The following is a 23,856-nucleotide window of genomic DNA, read 5'->3' on the forward strand; positions in this document are numbered from 1 at the left end:
ATTGTATTTCCAAAAAACTTAGCGTATATTTTACGCTAAGCTTTTTGTGAAAATTGAAAAAAAATATGATTAAGTTTGTGGGTAAAGAAATCAAACACTATGAAAATTCAATTTCTTGGAGCCGCCCGTGAGGTTACCGGCAGCAAACACCTGATTACACTTGACAGTGGTAAAAAAATCCTTCTCGATTGTGGTATGTACCAGGGAAAAGGCATGAATACCGATACAATGAACCGCAACCTGGGCTTTAATCCCCCTGAAATTGATTTTCTTCTGCTCAGTCATGCCCATATTGATCATTCGGGATTAATACCTTATATATCCAAGAACGGTTTTACCGGCAAAGTGATTACCACGCATGCAACGCGTGATTTATGTGCCATTATGCTGGCCGATTGCGGAAAGATCCAGGAACATGATACACAGGTAAACAACAAGAAAAGGGCAAGAAAAAATTTACCCCCTTTAGAACCTATATATACGAAAGCTGATGCCGAAATGGCCATGCAGAATTTCATCGGTGTAGCCTATGATAAGCCTTACCGTGTTACAAAAGGGGTGAAAGTTACTTTCACAAACAGTGGTCACCTTTTAGGCAGCGCTGTAATCAACATTAAGATAAAAGAAGGCGAGAAAGTGACTTATATAGCCTTTACAGGTGACATAGGCCGGCCGGTGAACCGAATCCTGATTTCTCCACAACCATTTAAGCAAGCCGATATCCTTTTATGCGAATCGACTTATGGCGACAGGCTGCATGAACCGTTACGCGATGCGGAAGATAAATTACTGGATATCATAAGGCATACCTGTATTGAAAAGAAAGGCAAACTGATTATTCCGTCATTTAGTGTAGGCCGTACCCAGGAAGTGCTATTTTCTCTCAATAGTTTTTATAACAGTGGAAAACTTCCTAAAATAAAAGTGTTCGTTGACAGTCCCTTATCCGTTAATGCCACCAATATATTCAGGCTTCATAAGGAGTGTTTTAACGAAACCATTGCCGAACTAATGGAAACGGATCCCGATCCCTTCGGCTTCAATGACCTGCATTTCATATCGCAGGTAGAGGATTCGAAAAGATTGAATGACACACAGGAGCCGTGCATAATCATCTCCGCATCGGGTATGATGGAAGCCGGCCGGGTGAAACATCATCTTGCCAACAGTATTTCGAATCCAAAAAATACTGTTCTTGCTGTGGGGTATTGTGCACCGTCCACATTGGGTGCCCGGATTTTAAGAGGCGATAAAGAAGTATCCATTTTCGGTACGGTTTATCCTGTAAAAGCGGATATTGAAAGACTTGATTCATACAGTGGACATGCCGATTACAGTGAGATTATGAGGTTTCTGGAATGTCAGGATAAATCCTTAATAAAAAAACTATTCCTTGTTCACGGGGAATACAAATCTCAGCAGTTTTTCCAGAACGAATTGCAGAAGGCGGGCTATACCAATATTTCTATTCCGGAAATCGGGGAAACAATCGAAATTTAGCTTTTACCCTTTCCCCGATCAGAAGAATACCGGAGTAGTTAATGAGCTGACAGAGTCGGCAGGACCTGTCAGAGTTTTCTTAAAGCCTTTATAGGGAATGAAGTTCTTAACAATTTGTTCTCTAAATAAAAAATATTATCTTTGCGGCTCATTAAAAATTAACCTTTTAATTTATTTACTATGTTAAACCAATATGAAACCGTTTTCATTGTAACTCCCGTTTTGTCTGAGGCCCAGATGAAGGAAGCGGTTGAAAAATTCCGTGGTGTGATCACCGGCAAAGGCGGTGAGATCATCAACGAGGAGAACTGGGGATTAAAAAAACTGGCCTACCCCATTCAGAAAAAATCAACCGGCTTTTTCAATCTGTTTGAATTCAAGGCACCGGGGGACCTGGTAAAAACTCTTGAAATTGAGTACAAACGTGACGAGAGGATTATCCGCTTTCTCACAACCAGGCTCGATAAATACTCAATTGAGTATGCCGAAAAGAGAAGAAACAAGAAAGAATCAGCAGCAGTAAAAGTAACGGAGGAATAAGCTATGGCAGCACCAACACAAACAAGTCAGTCAGAGATTCGGTATTTAACACCGCCGGCTGTTGAAGTAAAAAAGAAGAAATATTGCAGGTTCAAGAAAAACCATATTAAATATGTGGATTTTAAAGATCCTGAATTTCTGAAGAAATTCCTGAATGAACAGGGTAAAATATTACCCCGGCGCGTTACCGGTACTTCACTGAAGTATCAGCGTAAAGTGGCCACAGCAGTAAAAAGGGCCCGTCATCTCGCCTTACTGCCATATGTAACCGATTTGTTGAAATAGTTAATACCAGATCAATCATGGAAATTATACTGAAACATGATGTACCGAACCTCGGATACAAAGACGATATCGTAACCGTCAGAAACGGATATGCATTAAACTATCTGATTCCCCAGGGATTAGCTGTTTCTGCTACCGGTTCCACTCTCAAGTCACACAATGAGATTCTGAAACAGAGAGCTCACAAGGAAGAGAAAATCAAACAGGAAGCTCAGCAAATGGCTGAAACTCTTAAAGGTGTTTCTTTATCCATCGGTGCCAAAACAAGCACAAAGGGTAAGATTTTCGGATCTGTGAATGCCATCCAGATTGCTGAAGCATTACAGGAAAAAGGCTTTAATATCGACCGTAAGAATATCACTTTCAAGGAAGATCTTATAAAGGAAGTGGGTACCTACCACGCCCGTGTAAGACTTCATAAAGAAGTTCACGTTGAAATTCCTTTCGAAATTGTAGGGGAATAGTAAGGAGTAAGGAGTAAAAAAAACCCGGCAGTTTAACTGCCGGGTTTTTTTGTTTGTCTGCGCACCAACCTGTCAGCGTCCGGAGGACCTGACAGCGTTGTTTATATAAACGCTCAAACGCTTACAGGTCCTTCGGACGCTGTCAGGTTTTTCGCTTACACCCTCTTCAGCATCCTCTCCCACCGTATCCGGTTGATGAACTTTTTGTTTTTGTCAATCGACAGCCAGATTAGTTTCGGTTTTCCCACGATATGATCTTCGGGAACAAAACCCCAGAAGCGGGAATCCAGGCTGCTGTGACGGTTGTCCCCCATCATCCAGTAATAATCCATTTTAAATGTATATTCTGTAGCAGGCTTATCGTTTATGTAGACAGTCGAATCTTTAACTTCAAGCTTATTATTTTCATAGGTTGAAATGATGCGCTCGTATAAACACAGGTTCTTTGTGTTGATTTTAACTGTAGTGCCTTTCCTGGGAATATATAAGGGACCGAAATTATTAATCGTCCATTTATAATTTGTGTCTTGAGGAAAGGTGTCAAACATGTATTTATCAAAATAATCATTGGGTACCACCTGCTGCACACTCTTAAATTCCCTTATTTTATTTACTTCATCTTCAGTCAGGTAAGCCTGTATTACATTTGCATAACGATTTACATCATAAATCTCCATACGATCGAAAACCCTTTCTGAAATATTCTGTCCGTCCTTCAGAAAAATATAATAATTGTGTTGTATGCCAGGATACTCTTTTTCAGGTACACCATTAACATAAACTCTTTTATTTATAACCTGCAAGGTGTCGCCGGCAATAGCCACACAACGCTTTATATAATTATCGCGTTTGTCAACCGGTCTGATAGTGATATCAAAATTTTTCCATACCGCGTTCCTTGCAAGATTGTAGTATTCCTTATCCGTTTTAACAGGACGGCCGTAATATTGATCCCTTGCCTTGCGCTCCCTGGCTGAATCCCTGACTATTGAATAATAGCTGACGTTTTGATGATCAATCACTACAGTGTCACCAGCAGGGAAATTAAACACAACTGCATCATCGCGTTTCACCTTGCCAAAACCGGCAAGTCGCCTGTAAGGCAGCTTAATCCACTCCACAAAAGACCTTGTGCCACGGGTGAAGGGCATTGTATGTTGTGTGAAAGGAAATGAAAGCGGGGTATTGGGGATTCTTGGTCCGTAAGCAACCTTGCTTACATAGAGATGATCGCCTATGAGAAGGGTATTCTCCATGGAACCGGTTGGAATTTTATAATTCTGGAAAAGGAAGATGTTAATGAGGGTAACGGCAATTACAGCAAAAATTACAGCATCTAACCATTCAACAGCTTTGCTGTTAGGGCCGGTTCTTTTCTTCCAGAATGTCCAGTTAACCTTCTTTGTAATGTACATGTCAAAGATTACACCCAAACCCAGGATAAACCAGAAATTTTGTAACCAAATGACAAAAAGGATATAGATAAAGGCAACAGTACCAAACCATATCCAGTCTCTGCGATCTGCTTTCATTGTAAGTATTATTTATTGTGCTAAATGTACTATTTTTTTCGGGTGATTTATTCCGGTGATTATGAAGTGCTCTCAAAAAACACCCCTTTTAAATATTTTTAACGGTTTGTCATGCTGAGCGTAGTCGAAGCATATTCTAATTGCCCTTCGACTCCCTTCGACAAGCTCAGGGTAGACGCTCAGGGAGACTACTTCAGATTCTAATCAAATCCTTCATCGAATAAACCCCCTTCTTATCCCTTATAAATTCAGCCGCCAGCACAGCACCCAATGCAAACCCCTGCCTGCTTTTTGCCTCATGCCTTATCTGTATCTGGTCAACAGTAGAATCCCATGTAACAATATGAGTTCCGGGGACTTCATCTTCTCTGACTGCAGTTATTTTAATTGAACCGTGCTCAGATTCCTGATCCAGTTCCCATTTGGTTTTGTTTTCAAGGTTGTCGACAATACCATTGGCAAGTGTAATGGCAGTACCGCTCGGCGCATCGAGTTTATGTATGTGATGAATTTCTTCAATACTTACGTTATAACCGTCCACATTATTCATCAGCCCTGCCAGATAATTATTCAGAGCAAAAAAAAGATTTACACCTAAACTGTAATTGGATGCCCAGAAAAAAGCCTGGTTTTTTTGTCGGCATAAATCTTCCACTTCGCCAATTTTATCAGTCCATCCGGTTGTTCCGCAGACAACCGGAACATTGGCTTCAAAGCACCTTAGAATATTCGCAAAAGCCGAAGCCGGGGTTGAAAAGTCAATGGCTATATCAGCTTTCCTGAGATTTTCAACGTTGTTATCCTGTTGATTATCTATATCGATTTTCAGCACTATTGTATGATTCCTTTGAAGGGCAATCTTCTCTATTTCCCTTCCCATTTTTCCGTAACCCAGCAATGCTATTTTCATGTTGAACCGTTTAAATAAGTAATTGTAAAAAAAAAGACGCAATAAATGCGTCTTTCTTATTGTGTGTTTAAATAAACTACTTCACAGAATTAACAACAGCTTCGAAAGCCTCGGGATTATTCATGGCTAAATCGGCCAGTGCTTTACGGTTTAATGCAACACCTTTATCATTGAGCTTTCCGATCAATTCGGAATATGACATACCATGTTGTCTTGCACCTGCATTGATACGGGCAATCCATAATGCTCTGAAATTACGCTTTTTCGTACGTCTGTCGGCGTAGGCATAACCCAGTCCTTTTTCCCATGTATTTTTTGCAACTGTCCATACATTGGCTCTTGAAAGGAAATTACCCTTCGTCTGCTTAAGTACTTTTTTTCTTTTTGCTCTTGATGCTACAGCATTTACTGATCTTGGCATTTTTCTTTGATTTTTGAATGGTTAGCGCTCCGTTCAACGGAAACTTTACAGCTAATTCACTCGGTTAACACTAATTAAAATTAAATACGCAGAATCTGCGATTAACAAGCTAATAAAAGTCTTGCATTCTTTTCATCTGTGGTTGCAACCAAAGTGGAGTAACCAAGATTTCTTTTCCTTTTTGTTGTCTTTTTGGTAAGAATGTGACTTTTGTAAGCGTGTTTGCGTTTAATTTTTCCGGTTCCGGTAAGATCGTATCTTTTTTTGGCACCGGAATTAGATTTCATTTTTGGCATACTACTGTTATTATAAAAAAATTAATTATTTCACTTTTTTAGGTACCGGATTGATCAGCATGATCATCCGTTTTCCTTCCAGTTTCGGATTCTGTTCAACCTTACCAAGTTCTGCCAGGTCACCGGCAAAACGCTGCAATAAAGCTTCTCCATCCTCATTATAAACAATCGACCTTCCTTTGAAAAATACATAGGCCTTAACCTTTGCACCTTCCTGCAGGAACTTCTGAGCGTGTTTCAGTTTAAAATTATAATCATGGTCATCAGTATAGGGCCCAAAACGGATCTCTTTCACAACAATTTTTGCTGTTTTTGCTTTAAGCTCTTTTTGTTTGCGCTTTTGCTGGTACAAAAACTTCTGATAATCGATGATTTTGCAAACGGGCGGGTTGGCATTCGGTGAAATTTCAACCAGGTCAAGTTCCAATTCTTCAGCCATACGAATAGCCTCTTTAATGGGAAATATCCCCGGATTTTCGAGATTCTCACCTACTACCCTTACTACAGGTGCTTTAATTTCATAATTAACTGCAAACTGAGATACTTCTTCCCGTCTGACTTCTCTTCTAAAAACTGGCGTTGCTATACTTCGTTCCTCCTTGTTATTAGTTTATAATTAAAGCTATTGGCTTTGGGGCTTTAGTTGTTCAGCCCTTAGTTCGTAGCTTCCTGTTTCTTTACTTCGTTTTTGATAAATTCCGCAAATTCTTCGAGCTTCATAGCTCCTTTGTCTCCCTCACCCTGTTTCCTCACGGCTACAGTTCCTTCGGCTTCTTCTTTCTCGCCCACGACAAGAAGGTAGGGAATGCGCTTTAACTCATTGTCCCTTATCTTCTTACCAATCTTTTCATTACGGGAATCAATCAGGGTGCGAATATCGTAATTATTTAGGAAATTTAAAACTTTTTCGGCATAATCATGGTATTTTTCACTTATAGGCAAAACAACAACCTGGTCAGGTGTCAGCCACAAGGGAAATTTTCCGGCCGTATGCTCAATCAGAACCGCAACAAAACGTTCCATTGACCCGAATGGCGCCCTGTGTATCATAACAGGCCTGTGCTTCTGATCGTCGCTGCCGGTATATTCAAGTTCAAATCGCTCAGGCAGGTTATAGTCTACCTGAATTGTACCCAGCTGCCACTTTCTTCCCAATGCATCCTTTACCATGAAGTCGAGTTTTGGCCCGTAAAAAGCAGCTTCACCTTTAACAACCTCAGTTTTCATGTTCCTTTCCCGGGTAGCTTCAATAATTGCATTTTCTGCTTTCTCCCAGTTCTCATCAGAACCTATATACTTTTCCCGGTTACCGGGATCACGCAACGAAACCTGTGCTACAAAATCATTGAAATCGAATGCCTTGAAAACAGTATAGATAATATCAATGACCTTGATAAATTCTTCCTTAATCTGATCAGGCCTGCAAAACAGGTGAGCATCATCCTGGGTAAAGCCCCTCACGCGGGTCAGACCGTGAAGTTCACCACTTTGCTCATAACGGTATACGGTACCGAATTCAGCAAAACGGACGGGAAGATCTTTATATGACCTGGGTTTGCTTCTGTAAATTTCACAATGATGCGGACAATTCATAGGTTTCAGAAGAAATTCCTCGCCTTCTTCAGGTGTATGAATAGGCTGAAAAGAATCTTTGCCGTATTTTTCATAATGGCCTGAAGTTACATAGAGCTCCTTCTGCCCTATATGTGGTGTGATTACAGGCAAATAACCATATTTTACCTGTATCTTTTTAAGGAAATTTTCCAGTCGCTCGCGTAACTGGGCACCTTTTGGAAGCCATAACGGCAATCCGGCACCAACCTTTTGCGAAAACGTAAAAAGTTCAAGTTCCTTCCCCAGTTTCCTGTGATCTCTTGCCTTTGCCTGTTCAAGCATGACAAGATAATCATCAAGCATTTGCTTTTTGGGGAATGTAATGCCATAAATACGGGTGAGTTGTTTGCGTTTTTCATCACCCCTCCAGTATGCACCGGCCACGCTAAGAAGCTTAATTGCCTTGATATAGCTTGTATCGGGCAAATGAGGACCACGGCATAAATCAGTGAAGTTTCCCTGTTTATACAAAGTAATGGTTCCATCCTGCAAATCCTGGATCAGTTCAACCTTATATTCATCTTTTTTTTGTCTGAATAAACCTAACACATCTTCTTTGCTGATTTCCTCCCGTTTATATTCACTGTTTCTGCGGCTCAGCTCATACATCTTCTCCTCAATGCGAGGCAGATCAGCTTCGGTAATAACAACTCCCTCGCCCGGATCTACATCATAATAAAAACCATTTTCAATGGCTGGCCCTATACCAAATTTTATTCCCGGGTAAAGCGCTTCAAGAGCTTCAGCCATCAAATGAGCAGAAGAATGCCAGAAGGCGTGCTTTCCTTCAGGTGTATCAAATTTATGAAGAACCAGTGCGGCATCGGAGGTGATGGGGCGTGTGGCATCCCATACTTCATTATTAACACTTACAGCTACTACTTCACGGGCCAGACTATTGCCTATGCTCTTGGCTATATCAAGTCCGCTGATGCCCGGTTCAAATTCACGGATTGAATTGTCAGGAAAAGTTATCTTTATCATCTCGTAATCTAATGTAAAAGAGGTGCAAAGATAAAAAAAAATGTATGCTTTTGGGCTGGCATCCGTAACTCACAAAACAAAAATTCAAAAATGTGACCGACTTATATGGTAAGCTGGTAATAAAAATATATTTTTACAACACAACCATTTCAAATACAATTTACTATGAGTGAAGCAATTAAGGTGATATTAAAACAGAAATCCATCCCTACTCTCGTTGATTTTTGTATCGAAGAAAAAATTGAATTTAATGTTCGTCCGCAGGCCTTTCCGGATACCGATTGGGAATTCAACTTACTTGTGAAGGATATAAAAACGGCCGTTACTACGGGTATGTTCCTCCGCGAAAATCGAATTGATATTGCAGGTAACGAACAACAAGCCAAAGCCAAGAAAGCTCCTGTTGTTAAGAAATCAAAAGAGGAGGAAGAAAAGGAAAAGTCTGCTTCCTCTTCTGAAGAACCTAAATCAGAAGAAGATAAGGGATTATTTTAAAGAATAAATGATGTTATTATTGAATTCAAGATCACTTTCTTTATTCCACATTCACTTGCCCCGGACTTCAGGCCGGGTAGCCAATAATTGATCCCCAACTCCCAAACCAGGCCTTAAGGCCTGGTTTGTGTTTGTAAAGAGGTGACATACCAAACCCCGGCCTGAAGTCCGGGGCTATTGTCAAAGATCCGCCAGTCACCATCCGGGGGTATTAAAAGAAATCCACCAGGCTTTATTAATAGGTATTCAACCACCTGTACCGTCGTGCCGTATCACCGAATTTAATGGCCGCCATGATTTCATGTGACCCGTAGGTTTGCCGGCCAATAGGACTGAAATTATAATCAAAACCGTACCCGATAAAATAACGGTCAAAGCGGGCGCCGGCATAAATAACAAAGGCATTGTTTGTCCTGAAAGCCATTCCACCCCAATAATTATTCCTGTAATAAACTTTGGCATTAATGTCGAGCTGTGGCTTTGAAGCCGTAGGCATTTTCAGCAGCATTGAAGGCTCAATGGCGAAGTCACGATTTATGGAATAGTAATAACCTGCCAGTAGATTATAATTTCGCTTTATCCTGTAGGTGCTTCCGTTATCATCGCCAAAATGGATCGACGATTCAAACAATTGCATCACGGATACGCCTCCGTAAATTGTAGCTGATGTATAATAAATACCAAAATTGGCATCCGGAATATAAAGAGTTCCTTTAAGTCCGTCAAGCAATGGATCAATATCCTCATCACCAAGATCAATTTTATCTTTATTCAGCTTGAACTGGTAAAACAGTCCTGAAAGTCCGAACGACAACTGGCCCTGGTCAATAGCAATATGGTATGCATAGGTGCCCTCAATACCCGTTCGGTCAAGAGGGCCATTGTGATCGTTAAAAACATGCGCTGCCCAGCCGACTCTTCCTGATCTCGAACTCAGCCTTCTCTTTCTCCTTACTGAGGCATTTTTTGAGATAAAACTGTTTCGCAATAGCCGTGAATCAATGGTGATAGCGTGTGTTTTCGGCGTACCTTTAAAACCGACCCATTGTTCTCGCGCTACCAGGCTTATACTTGTGTAGCCGTCACTTCCGGCAGTAGCCGGATTCAACAAAAATTTATTGAACGTATACTGGCTGTAAACCGGTAATTGCTGTGCCCCTGCAAACCTTATAGGAACTATGAGGGAGAACAGCACAATTGTTTTCAGGTATCTGTTTAACATAGGCAGCATTTTACTATCTGATAATACTTACCGTACCGGTCAAAACTCCATAGCCCGGCACTTTCAAATCAATAACATAATAATAGTTTTCGACAGGAAGATCCTTACCGTTAGGTCCTTTACCATCCCATTCTCTTCCTGAACCACCGTCGGACTGGTAAACTCTTCTTCCCCACCTGTCGAATACCTGTATATCCGCATCCGGGAACATGTTAATATTCTTAATTAACCATGTATCATGATGTCCATCGTCATTCGGAGTGAAAGCATTAGGAATGACAAGCAGATTTTCAGGTGAGCAATCTCTGATGGTAACCTGGTCAGTTCCTTCACATCCGTTGATATCGGTTACAATAACGCTGACAACACCGGCTCCCTCATGTATTTCAACCGGATTACCGGTCTGGCCTGTTGACCATTCGTAGTTTTCAAAACCGCCTGCGTCCAGCATCAGGGTGTTGCCTTCACATAAAACTGTGTCGGGACCCAGGTTTACAACGGGATTGTCATGCATTGTGACAATTACTGTGTCATACCCTTCGCACGCATATTCGTCAATAACATGCAAAGTAATTGTGTCAGTTGCTGTGGCGGTAAATGCCGAACCGGTCGAATGGTCCTGCCATTCATAGGAGATGTAATCACCATCCGGTTCAAAAAGGTGAGTTTGCCCTGTACAGAGTGAAACATCGGCACCCATTGAAGGATCAGGCAGAGAAACCCTGATCAGGGTATCACTTACTTCACCTGAACAACCCTCAGCAGAGATTTCAGTAATCTCGAGATGGTAAACTGCAGATGCTGCAGGCCAGTCAACTTCAATTGCAGCTGTATCTGAAATTGTTATATCAAGTTCCGGAATATACCAGTTATAAACTGAACCAGGCGTTTTATTTACATAGTATCCTGAATTTTCAGTTCCGGCACAAATCACATCAACATAACCATCTTCATAATCACCGGCATGTTGAGCCATAATAGGACCTGAAACCGGAACTGCGAATGCTCTTACAACCACACTGCTGTCCCATGTACCCAGGCAGACGGTAACAGAATTATAAGCACGTGCCCAAACCTGTAGTGTTGAACCTTCAGGAATTGTTGTGCTATATGTATAAGGTACCGTCTGGTCTTTTGATATAACTGAACTTCCTCCGTCGATCGAAAACTCAACCTGGTCGCCGGTTGTCAATGCAAGAAAATCAACAGATCCTTCACCACAGCGGTTTTCTGAACTAATTGATACTGCAGGCGTTGACACTGAAATGTAATCAACCCTTGTTAACGTATCTGCCAAACCATTACTGATAATTAAAGTAACCGTTTTAAGTCCGGAGGTAAGGAAAGTAACCTGGTGAGGTCCTGAACCTGTTGCACTGTCAGGCGAAGCGCCTTCACCGAATATCCACGTATAAGTAGTGAAAGCATTAACTCCGGTTGATGCATCTGTAAAGGTTATTGTTTGTCCCGGACAAACTACAGTATCATCTGCTGTGAAATCAGCTGTCAGATTACAACCCTGCAGTTCAATATCAAGGGAAACCGTATCTGCTTTACATCCGTTGCTATTAGTTTCAATAACCCTTATTGCGCCGCTGTTAATAGTAAAGTCCACCAGGATCGAATTGTTTTCGGGACCTGTTTCACCGGATGTTATGACAGCGCCGGCCGGAACCATCCACTCATAGGATGAACCCGTTTTTAATAGAACACTGTAATTTTCACCCTTAGCGCTGCAAAGCGGCTGGCTTTCACCTGTAATTGCAGATGTCACCGGTATATCGGAGTATACTTTATGAGTTGCTGTAAGAGGACCACCGCAACCTTCGGCCACAACTGTAATGATTGAAGGACCTGTCCAATGATCGGTAAAAGTAACCGCACCGGTTTGAGAATCAATTGTATTTCCTTCAGTAACCGAAGCATTATCGAGGCTGTAGCTAATTGAATTGGAATAATCCGAATTGGCCGTAAAAATCACTGTTCCTGCACCTTCACAGCGTGATGAACTATCACCGGCAACAAATACAGGGATCATCACATTATGCAGAATGGTAAGTTTAATTGTATCATCTGATGATGTCCAGCCTGAACAATCCGGACTGCCCGTCGGATCCACTTCAGCGGTAAACCATGTGGTCTGTGTGAGCGCCCCCGGATTTAATGTAGCGGCATTAGCTCCGGCTACAAGATTCCAGGTAGCTCCATTGTCTGTACTGGTTAACCACCTGTAGCTGTAGGTACCCGATGACCCTGTGGGACTGATTGTCATGGCTGCAGGATCATAGCCTGTACATTGGGTGGCGCTGCTTTCGCCGGTAATATTGCCGACTAAAAGTGCCGGTTGTATCGTGATCTGTATGGTGTTGTCACTGGCTGTCCATCCTGAACAATCGGGACTTCCTGTCGGGTCCGCTTCTACCCTGAACCATGTGGTTTGGGTGACAGCATCCGGATCATAGCCGGCTCCATTGGCGCCTGCAACCAGGTTCCACGTGCTTCCGCCATCCGTACTGGTTGACCAGCGATAGTTGTAAGTGCCGGATGCCCCTGTGGGAGTTATCGTCATTACTGCCGGGTTATATCCGGAGCACTGCGTTGAACTGCTTTCACCGGTTATACTACCCACTGCAAGAGCCGGTTGGATTGTAATTTGTATTGTATTGCCACTGGCGGACCAGCCTGAACAATCCGGACTGCCCGTTGGATCCACTTCTGCGCTATACCAGGTGGTTTGTGTAATAGCAACCGGATTATAAGTAGCTGCATTGGCTCCTGCAACCAGGTTCCATGTGGTTCCATTGTCAACACTGGTATACCACCTGTAGCTGTAGGTGCCCGATGCGCCAGTCGGACTGATCGTCATTGCTGCCGGATCATAACCGGAACACTGCGAAGAGCTTGTTTCACCGGTGATGTTGCCAACGGTAAGAGCGTGTTGAATTGAAATTTGTATCATGTTGCCACTGACTGTCCATGTAGCACAATCAGGACTTCCTGTCGGATCCACTTCAACCCTGTACCATGTCGTTTGTGTGATGGCATCGGGATTATAAATAGCTGTATTGGCTCCTGGTACAAGATTCCACGTTGTTCCATTGTCAGAACTGATTGACCACCTGTAGCTATATATGCCAGTTGCACCGCCGGGACTTATCGTCATCGTTGCGGGATCATAACCGGAACACTGGGTAGCGCTCGTTTCACCAGTGATGTTGCCTACAGTGAGAGCCGGTTGAATTGTGATCTGGATTGTGTTGTCGCTTACCGTCCAGCCTGTACAATCAGGACTGCCTGTTGGGTCTACTTCTGCCCTGTACCAAGTGGTTTGTGTAATCGCGCCGGGATTATAGGTAGCTGCAGTAGCTCCTGCAACCAGGTTCCATGTTGTGCCATTGTCAGTACTGATTGACCACCTATAGCTGTAGGTACCGGATCCGCCTGTGGGACTCATTGTCATCGTAGCAGGGTCATAACCGGAACACTGCATAGAGCTTGTTTCACCGGTGATGTTGCCAACCGTTAAAGCTGTCTGAATGGTGATTTGAATGGTGTTGCTACTGACCGTCCAGCTTGCACAATCGGGACTGCCAGTTGGATCCACTTCAGCCCTGTACCATGTGGTTTGAGTAATAGCGCCCGGGTTATATGCAGCTGCATTGGCGCCTGCAACCAAATTCCAGGTTGTACCATTGTCAGTACTGGTTGACCACCTATAACTATATGTACCTGCACCGCCGGTAGGACTGATTGTCATTGCTGCCGGATCATAACCGGAACACAGGGTGGCGCTTGTTTCACCGGTGATATTGCCAACGGTAAGAGCCGGTTGAATAATAATCTGTATAGTGTTTCCACTGACTGTCCATGCAGCACAATCAGGACTTCCTGTCGGATCCACTTCAGCCCTGTACCATGTGGTTTGAGTAATAGCGCCCGGATTATACGCAGCGGCATTGGCTCCTGCAACCAGGTTCCATGTGGTTCCATTGTCAACACTGGTCGACCACCTGTAGCTGTATGTGCCGGATGCGCCTGTGGGACTGATTGTCATCGCTGCCGGGTCATAACCGGAACACTGTGTGGCGCTCGTTTCACCGGTAATGTTACCCACTGTGAGAGCTGCCTGAATGGTGATTTGTATCGTATTGCCGCTGGCTGTCCATGTAGCACAATCCGGACTTCCTGTCGGATCAACCTCTGCTCTGTACCATGTCGTTTGTGTGATGGCTCCGGGATTGTAGGTTGTTGCATTCGCTCCAGCAACCAGGTTCCAGGTAGTTCCATTGTCAACACTGGTTGACCACCTATAATTATATGTTCCGGCACCGCCTGTGGGACTTATCGTCATTGCTGCCGGATCATAACCGGAACACTGGGTGGCGCTCGTTTCGCCGGTGATGTTGCCCACTGTGAGAGCAGCCTGAATGGTGATTTGTATAGTGTTTCCACTGACTGTCCATGTTGCACAATCCGGGCTTCCTGTCGGATCCACCTCTGCCCTGTACCATGTGGTTTGTGTAATAGCGCCCGGATTATAGGTAGCTGCATTAGCTCCGGCAACAAGGTTCCATGTAGTTCCGTTGTTGGTGCTGGCTGACCACCTGTAGCTGTAGGTTCCTGTTGCGCCGGTAGGACTTATCGTCATCGCTGCCGGGTCATAACCGGAACACTGGGTAGCGCTCGTTTCACCGGTGATGTTGCCTACTGTGAGAGCAGCCTGAATGGTGATTTGTATAGTATTGCCACTGACTGTCCATGTAGCACAATCCGGACTTCCTGTCGGATCAACCTCTGCTCTGTACCATGTCGTTTGTGTGATGGCACCGGGATTGTAGGTTGCTGCATTCGCTCCTGCAACCAGGTTCCAGGTAGTTCCATTGTCAACACTGGTTGACCACCTATAATTATATGTTCCGGCACCGCCTGTGGGACTGATCGTCATTGCTGCCGGATCATAACCTGAACACTGGGTGGCGCTTGTTTCACCGGTGATGTTGCCCACTGTAAGAGCCGCCTGAATGGTGATTTGAATAGTGTTTCCACTGACTGTCCAACTTGCACAATCAGGACTTCCTGTCGGATCAACCTCTACCCTGTACCATGTGGTTTGTGTAATAGCGCCCGAATTATAAGTAGCGGCATTGGCTCCCGCAACCAGGTTCCAGGTTGTACCATTGTCAATGCTGGTTGACCACCTATAATTATAAGTACCTGCACCACCGCTCGGACTTATCGTCATCGCTGCCGGGTCATAACCGGAACACTGCGTTGAACTGGTCTCTCCTGTGATATTACCTACAGAAAGGGGAACCGGTGATGCATTGATAATTGCGTTTCCTGAAGCAGGTGATATGCATCCCAATGAATTGGTGACAGTAAAGGTATATGTGTTACCAGCGGTAAGTCCTGTCAGGGTTGTTGTTGTTCCGCTACCGTTAAAGACCTGTCCGCCGGGTGATGCAGTGATTGTCCATGTGCCCGTTCCGGGAAGACCGCTCAATGCAACACTGCCTGTATTTACCATGCAGGTAGGTTGAGTTACAGAACCCACAACGGGTGCTGATACAGTACTCACTGAAACAGTTACAGCAAAACGGCCGGTTGATTCACACCCGGTAACCGTTTGGCTTGCATAATAAATGTATCCGTCAGTCAGTGCAGTCCCGGCAGTGAGAGGTGAGCCTCCAGTGGCTGCAGAATACCATAATATCCCTGTACCGGTAGCGGTAAGATCAGCAATTGTGGGAGCATCCGATGCGCAGAAATCCTGGGTGGGATCTCCTGAAGGAGCAACCGGATCCTCGGGATCTACAGTCACAGTTTGCGTCAATTGAGAACTGCAACCATTGTTATATGCCAGTACATTGAATAGCGTACTTGCCACAATCTCATCTGAAGGCAGGCCAATGTCACCACCCGTTCCTGCAACGGCTGAGCCAACATTTACGGCTCCTTCCCTTAGTTGATAATTAAAACCCGATTCGGAATTATGCACGGTGATAATCGCCGGGCTGTTATGACAAACCGAAACCGGCGCAGTTACTACAAGACTGGTAACTGGTTGAGGATCCACTACAACATTTATACTGTCTTTTCCTTTGACAGGTCCGTTAAATTCGGTAACAGCAACAGAGCCATTACCGGGAGTATCCCATGTAACACTAATTGAATTGCCGGTTCCTGAGGCAGGTGAACCGCCAATAACCGACCATAAGTATGTGTGACCTGCAATCGAGGGCGTCGAATAGTTAACAATATTCCCTTCGCACTGATTCGGGTTATCAGGACTTATATCCGGCGACGGTGTACTGACAACAGTAATTGATTGAATATCCGAAGCTTTACAACCATTAGAGCTTGTCTCGGTTACCTGAAGCTGGTACGTAGCCGGAAAAGCTCCGGGTGTAGTAATTGTAATATTAGTTGAAGACAAAGCGGGTGATGAAATAGTTCCTCCCGATGCTCCACTCCAGCTCCATAAATAGGTACTTCCTCCATTGGCTGTTGTAAGGTAGTTCCTTACTTCACCGGCACCTACAGTGAAGGTTCCGCTTATATCCGGGAGAAATGTGGGCTTTACAGTTACATCCATGGAATTTCCCCATATAGTTCCCGGCTTTGTTGCATCTGAAACTGCGGTTAGCTGAATTGTCTTCACACCGGGACCTCCCAACTCAGCTCCGGTTAATTGTATATCATAAGTGGAAGTGGTGATTTCTGATTGTGTATAAGGATTGCCGCCTGCTGTATATGACAGGGTCCACTTCGGTGACCCAGTAAGTAAAACTCTCACGGTTACTACTTCACCATTGTTACAGATTTCAGCAGGGCTTACACTTACAATCTTTGCTGTTACACCGCTGATTCCCAGGGTGAAAACATAATTATCCGATGTCACCGCACTTGTAGTGGCTACAGTTCCTGCACTGAGATTACCACTTGCTGCAGCACCAACTTCCTCCCAACGGTTAGCAGGCGTGACCCATTGTGAAACCCTTGTTGAATTTACGGAGGCGATTTCACTGTTTGCATCCCACCTGAGCCGCACATTGGCACTGTTGGCCCCCGGCCTGGTTACAACCCAGTATTCATTGTCGCTTACCGATGTAAGTGGTGTAAAAAGACTTGTCCTGTCATACAAACTATTCGGATCATTATTCACATAGCGTGCTGCCCAATAAGTGGTCGCAGAAACATCGGACAAAAGTATATTACCATACCGGGTCGGCTTATCAGCTGAAGAATTGTAATTACCTACAGGAAAATTGAAGGACTGGCCGGCAAGAATCCTTTTTCTGAGAGGACCATCAACAAATGAGGCATCGCCTCCTCCTGTCACAACATTCATCGCCGAACTTGCGAGAGTAAGCAAATTCACGTCTGTTGTAAGAATATTTCCATTCGTCAGGTATAGTCGGTTAGCTACCTGAACAGGAGAATTCAGCAATAGATTCGCTGAATTGTTAATCTGCAGATTATAATAACTCTCTGTACCATTTGCAGTGATCTGCTGTTGAGTTGTACCTGAAAAAGAGACCAGACCGGTTCCGGGTACAAATCCATTCAGCCAGTTGTCCGTCCAGTTACCTTTTATCGTAATATTCTTATTGTATACATTATTCAGGAGCTGACTCTGGGTAATAAGCATATTGCCATTAACAACGATATTCATGCTCGACATATACTTTGAATAGATCCCGGTAAACTCCAGGTTCTGGTATTCCTTAATTATTGGTGAAATACTTGCCAGCGGAGAAATGGGATTGGAACCATTATATTCTATTGTACTGCCGGTAGTATTCATGAATGAAACATACTCACCACCCGGGAATACAAATTGTCCGGCATCGGTGTTGCTCATAATAATCCGGCCGCTTCCTGAAACGTGACCAAAATTATGGCCGGTAGTTGTATTAAGATTTAGAATTCCGTTATTCTGAATGGAATAGGCAGACCGGTCAAGAGTTGAAACATTGATCCGGTGTCCGGATGCAATAATAACAGGATTTCCGTCAGGAGGCGCGGAGGCAGCGGGGCCGCCGTGTCCAACCACAGACCATGATCCTGATGTATTCCAGTCAGCTCCGGTGGTCGTAATATTCGGTGCAAGATTGTAACTATAATAAACAGGTTTTGTAACGAAGTTGGGCGGTTCACCACATGTATATTCGCCATCTATATAATTCTGGTTCAGTGTAATTGTATTTGCGGTTGTGTTCATAACACCCGAACCATAATTCGTCCACGCACCTCCGTAATACCTGGCTCCCACATAATTCGTCTCCGTTCCTGTTACATCTGCATCTCTGTAGTTATAAATATGTTGAACAGACGTCATACCTCCGAACGCTGTACTGCTGACATTCCAATAGTATTGCAGTTCGTCGCTTAATGCATTCGTTACAGAAGGTATTCGGGAATTTACTGGTTTCAGTGTTATACTACCCGGTGAAGCAGAAGAAAAAGTAACCGTGTAACGCACCGGTGTATACTTACCGGCTACACCAACAGGGAATTCAAAAACAGCAGGTGAAACAGAAGGATAGTTTTTGCGGACGCCACCGTCGCTAAGCGCACCATTTGTAATAATCCAGTTGCGGTTTACCGTAATACCCGGCGTTCCCCCTATTGTAGCAGCAGAACCCAGCGTAAGAAGGTTATCGTCGATATAAAAGTATCCTGAAGTAAGGGTGAGTAAACCGTTAATGGTGACATTAGCTTTAAGCGTAACACCATTGGCAGCACCATTCGTAATATTCACATTTCCGAATTGCCCGTTCCCGTCCCCTGAAATCACCTGGTTTGCCGATCCCTGGATATTCAGGCTTCCGGTTCCTGATGATGAATGTATACCATTATTAATAATGTTTCCTTGGGCCACTATATTCAATATGCCGGCATTGGTAAGGGTTCCGTTAAGAATCGCAAGTGAATCGGCAACTACCGGTGAGATCGTTGCGCTTGTAAAAGTGACTGCTGTTCCGGGAATTTTATCTATAAATAGTTTACGAAATGTAGTATTTGTTCCAAATTGGGCAGTTTGTGAGTTTCCTCCGGTGAAAAAGGTGATGTTATTACCGGTGGTATAGGTTCCGTTGTTTGTAAAATTGCCGGCAATTGAAACATTCCTGTTGTTACAGGTTAAAGTGCTATTGCCTGCTATCATAAGGTCACCCTTAAGTACAAGAGGATTGACCATGATATTGGCTGTGGAGGTATTAGTAGCATTAAACCCTGTAATGTAAAGATCAAACAGGTTACAGGACGCATCTATATTGTAAACCTGGTTACCGATAGCCGCAAGGGGTGCCAGGTTAATTCTTCCGGCTGTCACATTGGCTATATCCGGCCTGATGTATAAATCGCCGAAATCGACGCCACCTCCTCTGATAATGTTGGTAGTTCCTCCGGATACGTCAAATACGCTGCCTGCATTGCAGATCTCAAGTTTTGCCCTTGTATTGTCCTGGTTTTTACCATAAACATAAAGAGTGCCTCCGCTTTGATAAAATTTCAGGGCGCCTTGTGTAATTTTAGAACTTCTTTTAATCTGGCCGTTTACATTCAACGTTCCTCCGCTAATTTCAATCGTTGGCAAGCCATCTGAAGAATATTCAATGCAGTTTCTCCGGTTATATGAATTGTTGCCCACGTTGAGCGTGCCTGACAATACTTCAAGTTTTCCCACCAGGAAAAGAGTGCTGTCATTGGCATTATTATTAACCACTGTAACATTAGCCACGCTGTCAACGCTCAGGCATGCCGATTCAGGGATTATGACGCTCCTGTTGGTTGAAAGGTTAAATGTGCTTTGCTTGATTCTGAAAGTTCCGTTCTTAATAGAAACTGAAGGATCAAAGGTTGCGCTTGTGGAAATATCAGCCCTGACATTCAGAACAGGACTCTGCGTAGTACCCTTGTCTATAGTAAGAGAATAAAAAGCTTTTAAAGCTCCCCTGATACTGGCATCACTTGTACCTTTAAAATAGGTAAGCATTCGACCGGTTCCGGGATTCAGATTAAACGTGCCCGAACCTGTCAGGCTGTTGTAAAGTTCTAAAATATGATTAACTGATGCGCTGTTATTCACGCGGAATATACCATTATCAAGGAGGTTTCCCATTACCCTGATAGTCTGTATATTTGTATTCTGAACCTCAAAGATGCCTGATTCTATATTGAAATTGTGGTTAGTTACTATAGTATGAGTAGCAGTTGTATTCGTATTTACCTGTCCCGTTCCGGTCCCGGAAACAGTGAGATCATTGAAAATATTCAGGTTGCAGTTGGGTAATGTGATGTTCCGGCCTGCTTCGGGACTGATTTTCAGGTTAAAATAATGGTCCAGTACAAGCCCGGTTCCGGTTGAAATTGTAGGAATTAAAACATTGGCGCCTGATGTATAATATTCCACAGTTCCGCCTGTTGGTCCTATGAAATCTCCGAAATCGCCCTGCGGAAAATAATTATTGGCCGCAATCCGTAATGTTCCGCATCCGGTAATTCCTTTTTCAGGAAGTGCCTCGAAATTGTGTCCTGTAAAAGTCCGGAGGTCGAGGACGGATCCTGAAAAAATAGTCAGGCTTCCGCATACCCGATTAGCCTGGTTTATAATAACAGTGTGATTGTGTGTGGCATCACCGATTATAACAATGGTGTTGGCATCCGGCACACTGGCTCCTCCCGGCCCTCCGACGGCTGTGGAAGACCATGTAGCCGTATTGTCCCAATCGGTATTTAAACCGCTGCTATAACGTACCGGAATGACACCGAATGCAGCAGGTTCGCCGGCTGTGTATTCCCCGTCGGCTTCCGATGCATTGTCAAAAGTAACCGTATTCAAACCGTCGTTCACCAGCACCTGATTGTTGATTACATTCCATGAATCGCCGGCAGAACTCCTGTAAACAGCAGGGATGTAAATACTTTCATCGCCGTTGACGAAAAAATTCGTCGCAGCATGATAGGTATAAACATGAGTCACTGAACCGGAGACAATACCGGAAAAACCGGATGAAGTGGTTTCCCAGTAACAAGCCAGAGAATTCGGAGTCTGAGCCAGGGGATGCCTTATACTTACCGGACGGGTTGTAACTGTTCCGTAGGATGATGGGGTTGAACCAAAGCGAATGGAGGCCGGCAAGTAATAATAGGTACCTGCAAGGTTGAACCCAAAAGGAAAATCAAATGCATTTGTTCCGGAATACTTCTTGCTGACACCGCCGTCCGACATAAGGCCTGCTGTCTGTATCATCCGTCCTGTCCCGAAAGACTTACCCGATCCCGTCAGGTTATCGAATATATCTCCTGTTTCAGTAAATAAAAGATTGTTTGTGCCAATATTTAACCTGGCCATTGTATTGGCCAGCCTAAGGTCCCCGGTAACCGTCATATTACTCTGCAGGGTCACACTACCGCCTGTTTTATTCAGAGTGAGGTTGTTGAATCTGCCGGTTCCGTCTCCCGATATGGTCTGATTCCCTGTTCCGGTAAGTTGGATACTTCCGGGTCCGGTTCCGGGCTTAAAATGGGTCCCCGAGTTAACAATATTCCCTCTTACTTCCAGTATACGTCCATTGTCAGTGAATGTGCAACCGTTGTCGATGTTCAGGTTAGCGTTTACAACCACAGGAGTGGCAGGGCTAGCATTATTAATCGTAAGATTTGAAGCATTAGCCAGGGATAAGTTATTGAGGTTACCATTAATGGTACCCTGAATATCAAACGTTTGAGCACCACTACCGTTGAATATGGTTGTATTTGTTCCTGGAGTATAGGTTGTGCCGGTATTGATGTTAAAATTTCCCCCTACCAGAACATTTACATTTTGTACGTTATTGAAAACTACGCTGTTTTGCAAAGTAAAATTTTTCTGAACCACTAAGGGTAAAGGATTTACCAGAGTGGTAAGGCCTGCAATCCCTCTGACCTGGAAACTGTTACCTGTACCGTATACTTCGAGATTTGGCAGGGGCACTGTTGAGTTTACATATGCTGGCCTGGCCGTTGTACTTATCCGGATTGTACCTCCTGTTACTTCCACGTTTTTTGGAAGACATCCCAGAAGAAGGCTGAAATTAGTTGCATTTCCGGCGCCGCCATATGAAGTTTGAATATCAATGGTACCGCCTGTCATTATAAAAACATTATCCGGATAGGCGATTGAAAAGGTAGCATGTTGTGGTGTTGCCCCTGATATATCATAGGATCCACAAGTCAGTGTACCTCCGTACATTTTAAAAGCACCACGGTGAAGATCAGGGTTTGCCAAAACGGATGGCCTGCAAGACCGTGTAAGAATATTACCGCTTTCGATTATAAAATTGCCTGATTCGCGCAGTACCATACCTATCTGGCCCAGTAAAGTAACCTGGCAATTGGAAGAAAAACGGACCGTGCCATAGGTGAACAGTGCGCTGTATGAGGTTGAGGAATTCATTGTAATTGTAGATCCGTCAAACCATATCCCGGCATCTTCATCCACAACATATGCATCCGTACTCAGTGATGGAATGACAATATTAGGACCGAGTCGCAGTGTACCCGAAAGCAGTCCCAATGCATTGTAATTAGGCAGATTCGGGGGTGTTCCCGGATTGTAGGTAGTACGCTCATTTCGGCCCATAAGCTGGAACCGTGTATTATTATCAGCATCAATGTGAAGTATAAAAGTCTGGTCAGTACCCTTGGCAATTTCAATACGATAGAAGACAGTTGGCCCGTCACATACAACATACTGATCCTTGATGCCATTATTGAAGATCACATCAGACCATCCGGCCTGGGTTCCCCCGGTGGGATTGCCCCCGTAAACCGGGGAAGTCATATTCGTGAACCGGACTATTCCTCCATTGTTATAAAGGTTACCTTTTATTGTAATCTGATGACTTCGTCCTCCGGAAGTGGTTGCTGTGCTGCTTCCGATATTTCTGACCCCGACTCCGATGCGACCGTTTTGATTCACTATCACATCGCCGTTAAAATTCACTATCCTCTGAACGATTGATGCATCATCGCCAATTTTTAATTTCCCTTTTTCAATTGTGGCAGTGTTATTAATAATCAATGTGGTGGCATTATTGTAAAGGACACTGTCAGTACTATTATTCAGGTTTATTATCAGGTTATTATATTCAAACTGTTGTAATGTGAATCCTCCCATGTTTCGGTATTCAACAGTACCTCCTCCTGGTTTTATAAAAGTACCTGTTGCAAAATCCGGGAAATCAGCAGAAGAAATCCTCAGCATGCCGGAACCGTTTAGTATGCCACCGAAATTATGTCCTGTTGTTGTTGTGATATCCAGAACAGCCCCTTCCTGTATTGTAACGGAGGCAACGGTTTTTGCGGCTTCTCCGGTTGGAATTATTACAATTCTGCCGTTAAGAATGACAACATTTTCTCCCGCCGCAGGTTGTGCTTGCATTGAAGGATTGATCAGCGTAGTTCCGGAAGGATCAAGGGTCCATGTTCTCCAGTTTGTTCCACCAACAGCCCAATTTCCTGATTGATAGCTGTACCAGGTTGTCTGCGAAAAAATGACGGTTGGGATGAAAAGGAGAAAAAGTAAAAGTTTAGCCTTCATGACTG

Annotated in this window: 13 protein-coding genes; 5 read left to right on the top strand and 8 right to left on the bottom strand. The window is 43.9% G+C overall.

The genetic code is table 11. The annotated features are described in order from the left end of the window. Nucleotides 1-99: 99 nt before the first annotated feature. From VK179_14955 to rplI, 4 genes are all read left to right on the top strand, one after another. On the top strand, nt 100-1,500 hold the full coding sequence (locus VK179_14955; GenBank protein HLO60045.1) for an MBL fold metallo-hydrolase: 1,401 nt from the start codon (nt 100-102) through the stop codon (nt 1,498-1,500). A 180-nt stretch (nt 1,501-1,680) separates the two neighbouring features. Beyond that, on the top strand, nt 1,681-2,040 hold the full coding sequence (gene rpsF, locus VK179_14960; GenBank protein HLO60046.1) for a 30S ribosomal protein S6: 360 nt from the start codon (nt 1,681-1,683) through the stop codon (nt 2,038-2,040). Nucleotides 2,041-2,043: 3 nt separating this feature from the next. Continuing rightward, nucleotides 2,044-2,325 carry a 30S ribosomal protein S18 gene (gene rpsR / locus VK179_14965; GenBank protein ID HLO60047.1) on the top strand — a complete coding sequence of 94 codons (282 nt, stop codon included), beginning with the start codon at nt 2,044-2,046 and terminating at the stop codon, nt 2,323-2,325. Between the two features lie 17 nt (nt 2,326-2,342). Then, nucleotides 2,343-2,789, top strand: a complete 447-nt coding sequence (gene rplI, locus VK179_14970) for a 50S ribosomal protein L9 (protein HLO60048.1) — start codon at nt 2,343-2,345, stop codon at nt 2,787-2,789. 155 nt (nt 2,790-2,944) lie between these two features. Here rplI and VK179_14975 read toward each other — a convergent pair whose 3' ends face one another. The 6 genes from VK179_14975 to thrS form a co-directional block, all read right to left on the bottom strand. Then, the gene (locus VK179_14975; GenBank protein ID HLO60049.1) at nt 2,945-4,321 is read right to left on the bottom strand and encodes a S26 family signal peptidase; all 1,377 of its coding nucleotides are present in this window, start codon (nt 4,319-4,321) and stop codon (nt 2,945-2,947) included. Between the two features lie 193 nt (nt 4,322-4,514). Continuing rightward, nucleotides 4,515-5,231 carry a 4-hydroxy-tetrahydrodipicolinate reductase gene (gene dapB / locus VK179_14980; protein HLO60050.1) on the bottom strand — a complete coding sequence of 239 codons (717 nt, stop codon included), beginning with the start codon at nt 5,229-5,231 and terminating at the stop codon, nt 4,515-4,517. Between the two features lie 76 nt (nt 5,232-5,307). Continuing rightward, a complete protein-coding gene (gene rplT / locus VK179_14985) occupies nt 5,308-5,652 on the bottom strand; it encodes a 50S ribosomal protein L20 (GenBank protein ID HLO60051.1) in 345 nt (114 codons plus the stop codon). A 101-nt stretch (nt 5,653-5,753) separates the two neighbouring features. Beyond that, nucleotides 5,754-5,939, bottom strand: a complete 186-nt coding sequence (rpmI, locus tag VK179_14990) for a 50S ribosomal protein L35 (protein HLO60052.1) — start codon at nt 5,937-5,939, stop codon at nt 5,754-5,756. 34 nt (nt 5,940-5,973) lie between these two features. Continuing rightward, on the bottom strand, nt 5,974-6,534 hold the full coding sequence (gene infC / locus VK179_14995) for a translation initiation factor IF-3 (protein ID HLO60053.1): 561 nt from the start codon (nt 6,532-6,534) through the stop codon (nt 5,974-5,976). 68 nt (nt 6,535-6,602) lie between these two features. Further along, complete coding sequence (thrS, locus tag VK179_15000; protein HLO60054.1) at nt 6,603-8,546, bottom strand: threonine--tRNA ligase; 1,944 nt, start codon at nt 8,544-8,546, stop codon at nt 6,603-6,605. A gap of 165 nt (nt 8,547-8,711) precedes the next feature. On the opposite strand from thrS, the gene VK179_15005 reads away from it, so the two are divergent. Next, nucleotides 8,712-9,041, top strand: a complete 330-nt coding sequence (locus VK179_15005) for a hypothetical protein (protein HLO60055.1) — start codon at nt 8,712-8,714, stop codon at nt 9,039-9,041. Nucleotides 9,042-9,276: 235 nt separating this feature from the next. Here the strand turns inward: VK179_15005 and VK179_15010 are convergent, their stop codons facing one another. Together VK179_15010 and VK179_15015 are read right to left on the bottom strand one after the other, a co-directional pair. Continuing rightward, nucleotides 9,277-10,263: a type IX secretion system membrane protein PorP/SprF gene (locus VK179_15010; protein ID HLO60056.1), complete on the bottom strand. Its 987-nt coding sequence runs from the start codon at nt 10,261-10,263 to the stop codon at nt 9,277-9,279. Nucleotides 10,264-10,276: 13 nt separating this feature from the next. After that, on the bottom strand, nt 10,277-23,851 hold the full coding sequence (locus VK179_15015) for a gliding motility-associated C-terminal domain-containing protein (GenBank protein ID HLO60057.1): 13,575 nt from the start codon (nt 23,849-23,851) through the stop codon (nt 10,277-10,279). Nucleotides 23,852-23,856: the final 5 nt, after the last annotated feature.

It is taken from the genome of Bacteroidales bacterium (genome assembly GCA_035299085.1).
Taxonomy (GTDB): domain Bacteria; phylum Bacteroidota; class Bacteroidia; order Bacteroidales; family UBA10428; genus UBA5072.